8 protein-coding genes and 1 tRNA gene are annotated in these 6,367 nt (G+C 34.7%); 1 reads left to right on the top strand and 8 read right to left on the bottom strand.

Annotated elements, in window-relative coordinates:
• From QSE00_RS24940 to QSE00_RS24905, 8 genes are all read right to left on the bottom strand, one after another.
• Positions 1 to 441 (bottom strand): hypothetical protein (locus QSE00_RS24940; RefSeq protein WP_286107988.1); only part of this gene is annotated, 441 nt, incomplete at its 3' end.
• Positions 442 to 484: 43 nt separating this feature from the next.
• Positions 485 to 1,168, bottom strand: coding sequence for a hypothetical protein (locus tag QSE00_RS24935; protein ID WP_286107987.1), 684 nt, complete (start codon positions 1,166 to 1,168; stop codon positions 485 to 487).
• A gap of 32 nt (positions 1,169 to 1,200) precedes the next feature.
• Positions 1,201 to 1,295: transfer RNA gene (locus tag QSE00_RS24930), tRNA-Lys, on the bottom strand.
• A 246-nt stretch (positions 1,296 to 1,541) separates the two neighbouring features.
• A complete protein-coding gene (locus tag QSE00_RS24925) occupies positions 1,542 to 1,730 on the bottom strand; it encodes a hypothetical protein (RefSeq protein WP_286107986.1) in 189 nt (62 codons plus the stop codon).
• Positions 1,727 to 2,332, bottom strand: a complete 606-nt coding sequence (locus QSE00_RS24920) for a mobilome CxxCx(11)CxxC protein (RefSeq protein WP_286105117.1) — start codon at positions 2,330 to 2,332, stop codon at positions 1,727 to 1,729. The genes QSE00_RS24925 and QSE00_RS24920 overlap by 4 nt, the downstream gene beginning before the upstream one ends.
• A gap of 774 nt (positions 2,333 to 3,106) precedes the next feature.
• Positions 3,107 to 4,204: a hypothetical protein gene (locus tag QSE00_RS24915; RefSeq protein WP_286107985.1), complete on the bottom strand. Its 1,098-nt coding sequence runs from the start codon at positions 4,202 to 4,204 to the stop codon at positions 3,107 to 3,109.
• A 1-nt stretch (position 4,205) separates the two neighbouring features.
• Complete coding sequence (locus tag QSE00_RS24910; RefSeq protein ID WP_286107984.1) at positions 4,206 to 5,009, bottom strand: RNA polymerase sigma factor; 804 nt, start codon at positions 5,007 to 5,009, stop codon at positions 4,206 to 4,208.
• Between the two features lie 19 nt (positions 5,010 to 5,028).
• Positions 5,029 to 5,346 carry a hypothetical protein gene (locus tag QSE00_RS24905; RefSeq protein ID WP_286107983.1) on the bottom strand — a complete coding sequence of 106 codons (318 nt, stop codon included), beginning with the start codon at positions 5,344 to 5,346 and terminating at the stop codon, positions 5,029 to 5,031.
• Positions 5,347 to 5,517: 171 nt separating this feature from the next.
• Here QSE00_RS24905 and QSE00_RS24900 point away from each other — a divergent pair, with 171 nt between their 5' ends.
• On the top strand, positions 5,518 to 5,946 hold the full coding sequence (locus QSE00_RS24900) for a helix-turn-helix domain-containing protein (RefSeq protein WP_286107982.1): 429 nt from the start codon (positions 5,518 to 5,520) through the stop codon (positions 5,944 to 5,946).
• Positions 5,947 to 6,367: the final 421 nt, after the last annotated feature.

Raw genomic sequence — 6,367 nt, 5'->3', positions numbered from 1 at the left:
ATCTGTTATTAATCGTTTGCGCCAAGTCCTTATAGCATTTTCAAATTCTAGAATAAAATAGTCGTGTTGACCAACTTTATTTTTTTGTACAACAGCTTGCCATATATCTGGGGAGATAGTTCCTCTCGTTTCTATATCTGTGTAAAGTATTACAGGAATTGAACTTATTCTAAAATTTCCCTTTGAGTAAGATGTATCGAAACTATTTCTGAATCTAAGAATTTTTGATGCTTGCAGACTATCTAAATTACCTGTAGATGATTCGTTTGTTATTATTGCATCTATATGAAGTTTTTTGTTTTCTAATTGCTCAACAATGAATAATTTAAGTTTTTCAAATGAATTACAAAAGATTAATTCGTTTTCTTCATATCCATAATTCCTGAAAATATTCCTGTAAGTTTCCTCGGATGATTTAAAATCATTAATTAATATTTTCATTTTTTGGCAAATGTCTGCTAACATCTCCGTTAGCATACCTATTTTATAGTTCTTTAATCTTTAATGTTTCGTCTGGTTTCAATACCTCAAAAGTATAAGTTGAAAATGACATATTATATGTTTCTGAATTCGGGTATTTGTGAGCAGGTTTACAAGATATTTTTGAATACAACTTAAATTTCGGGTATTTACTTATTTTTTCATTGACATATTTTTTAGTGGTAGAATCTAACTTGTTTAAATTAAAAGTCAATTTGCTTTGGCTAATTTTTGTAATCTCATTTTTTTTGGTTGATTCTTTATTGTAATAGATATCAATTTCTGAAAAAAGAGTTTCTATTTTTTTATCAAACCCTGCCAACAGAAAATAACATTTAAGATTTGAATGACTTGAAAATAAATTCTGTAAACGAATTAAGTCCCAAATTAATGATGCTAAGGAAATTTTAGAGTGTCCAATCCATTTAGATTCTACTGCATATTTCCATTCTGTTTTTTTTGATAGTACAAAATCTACTTGAAGTGGTCTTCCTTGACCTCCATTACCTAAGGGATGATTAATTTCTGCCTGAGTTTTAAAATCAGTAATACTATTGAGAATTTGACCAATAGGATAGGATAAGTATTTTTCGCTAAAGAGTAGTCCTCGAAAACAATGAAATTCAAAAAGTAGCCATCCAGAAACTCCTTCGCTAATTTTTCTTTGAATATTATTTAGGTTACTCATTAAGTTTAAATTAAAAAGGCAAAGAGCATTAGTGTCTCGAGTAGGATTCGAACCTACATCTGATGGTTAAAAATCTTTGCTCTTTGCCTTAAATGCCGCCAGGTTTTACCAATTAAACTATCGAGACATCTATTATTTTCTTTAAAGAACTGACTTTTCTTATATGTGTTAACGGTTTAGCTATGAACAGTACCGGAGCAAACTAGCGTTTACTTTCCGCAACGCACAAAGCGAAATCTTTTTGTTTTGTTTTTTCTTTGTCCCGTTTAAAACCAAAATCCATAAAATTTTGTGGACTTCATAAAAATACACAAAACTTAGCGTTTAAAACTTAAGTCCGTATTGTTTATAGGTTTTTTTTGGAGGCAGTTTTTTATTTTCCACATACAGGGCAAGCGGTAGAGTTGATTGGTCCTAAGCTTTTTCTTAGGTTTTCATTCACTTGTCCTTTTTCAAACTCACTCTTTCCATCGAATTCGTTAATGAACTTTTTTAATTCTTGTTTTTCAGACGAAGTTAATTTTGTGTACTCAATCTTTAATCCTGTTAATTTATTGCTCATAATCTATTTTTTAAAGTATTTTTAAATTTACCACAAACAGGGCAATTAGAAGATTCCATAGATGTGGGTGTATTTTTGCATCCTACACACTCTTTTTGATATTCTCTTAATGCATATCTCATTCCCATTCTAAGCTCCCAGTCCTTTATGTTATGTTTACTGTCTTGTTCCGTTCTTGCTTTTAGACGAGTATTGATTATTTCAAAATTTAAATCAAACTCAGTAAAGTTACTTGGTGGAAATTCTGCTAATTTTTTAAATCTATCGTTTAAGAAATAATGAGCTTGGGCGGCTTCACTTGCGTAAGAAAGTTCATCACTCCATTTGTAAACTACGGAAATTATTGAAATTAAAAGCTGAAGAATTGAAACAGGAACTGCAATTGCCATTAATGCTTTTAGAAAACTATTATTCAGTCCATATCCCATAGCTGTTGCGCCAATCGTAACTGGAACTAATATTCCTAAGACCGTAATATAACTAATAAGTCTGCCATAGTGATTAGCTCTTTTTTCGAAAATATAAGACTTGCCAAAAGAATGAAATCCATTATCGTGAGATTTAGTTCTCAATCTATCTATTTTAACTTCGTCTGTTTCCATTTTTTTTAAATTGCCCCCAATGCTAGAGTGTAAGTAACTTGTGCTTATTTATCCATTATAGGCTAATTTAGTATTTTTTTTGTCGCCTATGTACATTTGTTAAACTTGATCCACTTAATTCAAAACTATGCCTTCTTTGAGGAAATCTTCTTGTGCAGGGAAGGACACCAATCATTAAAGAAACATGATGAATTTATAACCTCACAATTGAAATCAAAAATATTACGATTTTTAATGTTGGGAATTTAGGACTTCGATGGTTGCAAAGTAGGGCGACAGAATTGGTACTCGCGTCAGCAGGAGAACAAACAGAATACTGTTATAATTCAAACATAATAAGTTCAGAATACTTACCCTTCATTTCCACTTAAATGTTCAGCAAAACTTTTATGAATCCTTTAAAACAGAGTGTTTTTTTACGGTAAATCCACGGAAAACATTCTAGTACTATAAATTTAAAAGTTACAAGACTTTAATTTTCTTGCCTGATTGGGGTATAGGAATTCTGTTCAATTGAGACGGTTTTTTGGCTTAAATTTTATCGTAATAACCATTCCCATCCAATACACTCCCGTCGCCTTATGAGGAAAGGATAGAAAGGAAATTCATTTTTAAGCCTAAAAAATTATGGGTTTAGATCAAGTTTGTTCAGAAAATTTGTCTATCAAGTGGATATCAAAATAAGAGAACCCACGCCGTTGTATATGTTGTTCACATTTAGTGAGTGTCTCGAACCTCACCTTACGGGTGTACAAGCACCCTCAAATAAATTGATTAACCTACAATTAGTTCAATACCTGCTTTCTCTGCCTTGTATTTTATTTTGGTCATGAGCTCGCAATAACTCCAATTTCTCAATACAAATTCTTCCTTTTTAGCAATATCCATCTTATCTTCCTGATTTAATAAAATGAGCGTTCCTGCCCGATGTTTAATGCAGAAATCAATTAACCTTCGGCTGTATACATGTATACGATGGTGCACATAATCACTTTCTGACTTTCGAAGCCTGTCCACCGCTTTAAGTTTTCTTTTACGCCCTTTGCCCGATCTGGAATAGGTCGCGCCAATTTGCGCTCGTTTGTATGCTGCCTGTATCGCCAACCTCCTGTACAAAAACTCTTCCCTGGAACCAATGGTAAGTTTGGTTTTGCCAGCTTTCACAATTATAGGGTATTCTAGGGACAGGGAAGCCTCCGCTATTAACGCCGGATCCAGACTATTCCTTTCTTTTTCAATTTCAAATACTGCCAGCCAATAGGTTTTTCCATCTTTGACTTTAATGTGGGAAGTACAAAGCTTGATGTCGCCTTCGACCAAACGCTCCAAGAGTTTTCGTTTGTCGGTGAAATCCCTTCCCAAATAGGTTTTAAAGGGAATGGAGAATAAGCGAAAACAAAATGCTTTTTTATCGGGATTATAGGATATCCGGTTCATGCTTTTTGGAGGGAACGGAAATGCCATTTCCTTTTTAAAATTCCGTAGGGAGCATTGCCCCCGCCAATATTCCGATTTGTTTTTATTAAAAGTGGATAACAGGTTATTGTTCAGGCTCGATAAGATATCGGTAGGGATTTCTCCTTTGAAGCGATCGGATACCACGCGGTAAGTGGTATTGATACGGGAACGTTGCAGGATACCGTCTTCCTCTTTTTTTTCATCGGCCAGTTTGTACTTGATTCCTTCAGAAAGATAAAAGAACTCTTTGATCATTTCTTGTACATACATATGGGAGACCATAATGTTCGCCGCCCTAAAGCACCGATTTTGATACTGGTAGAGTTTGTCCAGTTTCTCCTTACGCTCTTCTTTTGTAGGCAGATCTATCAGCAACTGGATCCTTCTAGTGAGTTTAATAGTTGATTTTCCCATATTAAGCCAATTCTAATTTTTCTCCCTGACGGACATTCGATAGCTTGTATGCCACTATAAACTCTTTATGAACTTCTTTTTGGGGTAGGTTCAGGACTTCGGCAATAAATGCAAAGGAATACTTCTTGTTGCACCGCAACTCCAATACCCTTTCTTGTTCCTCGGTCAACACTCTCGGGGCTTTTACTTCATTACCGGAACACTTTTGTTCATTTACACGACTACTCCCAAAATGGATAATCTTTCTAATATCCTGAATAGCCTTTTTTACATCTTGACGGGTCTTGCAAATGCTTGTTCCCATTACTTCGGCAATAGCTTTATATTGGAAGCCATATTTTAAACAGAGGTTGATCAGGTGTCTCCTTTCTGCGGTCAATAAGGGCAGCACAACTTTGATTTGGTCGAAGGCTTTTTGTTTCGACTCTTGATTTCGCAAATGTTCATTGTCATTAAGCGGATCATAGCCCACCATAAAGTCCTGGTAATTTTCGTAGCCTTCTAAAGAGTAAACCTTCCTAAAGAACTTGTTTTTGGGCTTGCTGTAGTATGATATACATTCTCTTTTCATGACAAACCTTAAGAAGTAGAAGATATGCTTTGGGCTTTCTATATGGTCCCTATGGATCCATAGCTTTAAAAAGGCATCTTGAACCAAGGATTCTATTACAAATTCATCATCTATAAATCGCTTGCCTACCCAGAATATATTTCTGCTATATGTAGCATGAATTTGTGCAATGGCGGATGTGTCACCATTCTTTAACAGTTCAAAATTCTTTAGAAGGTGAATATTGTTCTTCATAGGTTTGATTTTTTGGCGATTATGATTCTCTAATAAAATGATTGATCTTTGGTCTGGGAACATGTTCTTTTACTTTGTCTCTAAAGGCCATTCGCTCCCATACCGTTCCGTCATCCCTGCGAAATACTTCTTGGAAGCTATCTAGTTTTGATACCAGAAAGGAGACCATGTTTCCAGGAATATGCACTTCTTCTATATCTTTGCATATAGTGTTCAGCCTAAGCAATAGATATCTGGGATGGCAATAGTTTTTTGATATAACGGTCCACTCAAAATATCTCACTATAGCTATAGGTTCCTGACCGTTTATCAGATCTTTTATTTCCGTGCTTTTCATTTTTTGAACTAACCTTGATTCTTTGCCATAAAGTAACAATGCCGTTTTACAGTACCGAACCAAAATCATTGGTATTTTACCAAATGGATTAGGTATCTTACCAATAATATTTGAGGATTTTCCACTATCTTTACCTACACAACATATAGGATAAGTTATAATATTTGAGATATGAGCACAGCAACAAAACCAAACCATATTGGTAGAAAGATTGGCCGTATAAGGGAATTACGAGGTATGAAGCAGGAAGCCTTGGCCATGGAACTGGGCATTAGCCAACAAAGTGTTTCTCTAATTGAGCAAAGTGAAACCATTGAGGAAGAAAAACTGGAACAGGTGGCCAAAGCCTTGGGAGTTACGGCAGAGGCGATCAAGAATTTTTCAGATGAAGCAGTTTTTAATATTATATCGAATACGTATAATAATTCTAGTAGTGATAGTTCTACCATTATTGCCAGTTCTCTAAATTACCAGCCAACATTCAATCCAATTGATAAAATCATGGAGTTGGTTGAGGAAAACAAAAAGCTTTATCAAGAATTACTAAAAGCAGAAAAAGATAAGGTGTCCTATTTAGAGAAGCTATTGAACAAAGAATAGATTTCCTTTTTTTACATAGAATATAGAATTTTAAAACCATATCCGTTTTCATTCAAAAAGGAACCGGTTATGGTTTTCTTTTTTTAATGATAATAAGCTCTTTGCAACCATCGGGCGCAAAGCAAGATCGTTTTTGTGGCAACAAAAACACATCTTGAATTCCCTGTTTGCCGCAAAAAAATGCCTAAAAATGGTACTTACGGGAGCTTTTGCCGTAAAAATCCAAAGTTAGTCCAGCCTTTTTCAATTTAAACAACTGATAATCAATACAATAAAATCAGTAACGTCGCTTTAGCGCGTTACCCTCTTGCTGTGCGTACTGAGTTGCCCCAGGGTAGAGTGTACTTAGAAATAAGTTCATTGAAAGGGCAACGTAACTTTGAAAGTGATGATAGGGTTTATCAAGGTCAAAAAGAAACGA

It is taken from the genome of Arenibacter flavimaris (assembly GCF_030291335.1).
In the GTDB taxonomy this organism is placed as follows: Bacteria; Bacteroidota; Bacteroidia; order Flavobacteriales; family Flavobacteriaceae; genus Arenibacter.
The sequence above is the reverse complement of the archived record's forward strand: the minus strand, read 5'-3'. Positions and strand labels throughout refer to the sequence as shown.

Excerpts from the sequence above, each read along its gene's own strand:
- QSE00_RS24925 (WP_286107986.1), bottom strand. The coding sequence starts at position 1,730 with ATGAGCAATAAATTAACAGGATTAAAGATTGAGTACACAAAATTAACT.
- QSE00_RS24935 (WP_286107987.1), bottom strand. The coding sequence starts at position 1,168 with ATGAGTAACCTAAATAATATTCAAAGAAAAATTAGCGAAGGAGTTTCT.
- QSE00_RS24910 (WP_286107984.1), bottom strand. The coding sequence starts at position 5,009 with ATGAAGAACAATATTCACCTTCTAAAGAATTTTGAACTGTTAAAGAAT.
- QSE00_RS24905 (WP_286107983.1), bottom strand. The coding sequence starts at position 5,346 with ATGAAAAGCACGGAAATAAAAGATCTGATAAACGGTCAGGAACCTATA.
- QSE00_RS24915 (WP_286107985.1), bottom strand. The coding sequence starts at position 4,204 with ATGGGAAAATCAACTATTAAACTCACTAGAAGGATCCAGTTGCTGATA.
- QSE00_RS24920 (WP_286105117.1), bottom strand. The coding sequence starts at position 2,332 with ATGGAAACAGACGAAGTTAAAATAGATAGATTGAGAACTAAATCTCAC.
- QSE00_RS24900 (WP_286107982.1), top strand. The coding sequence starts at position 5,518 with ATGAGCACAGCAACAAAACCAAACCATATTGGTAGAAAGATTGGCCGT.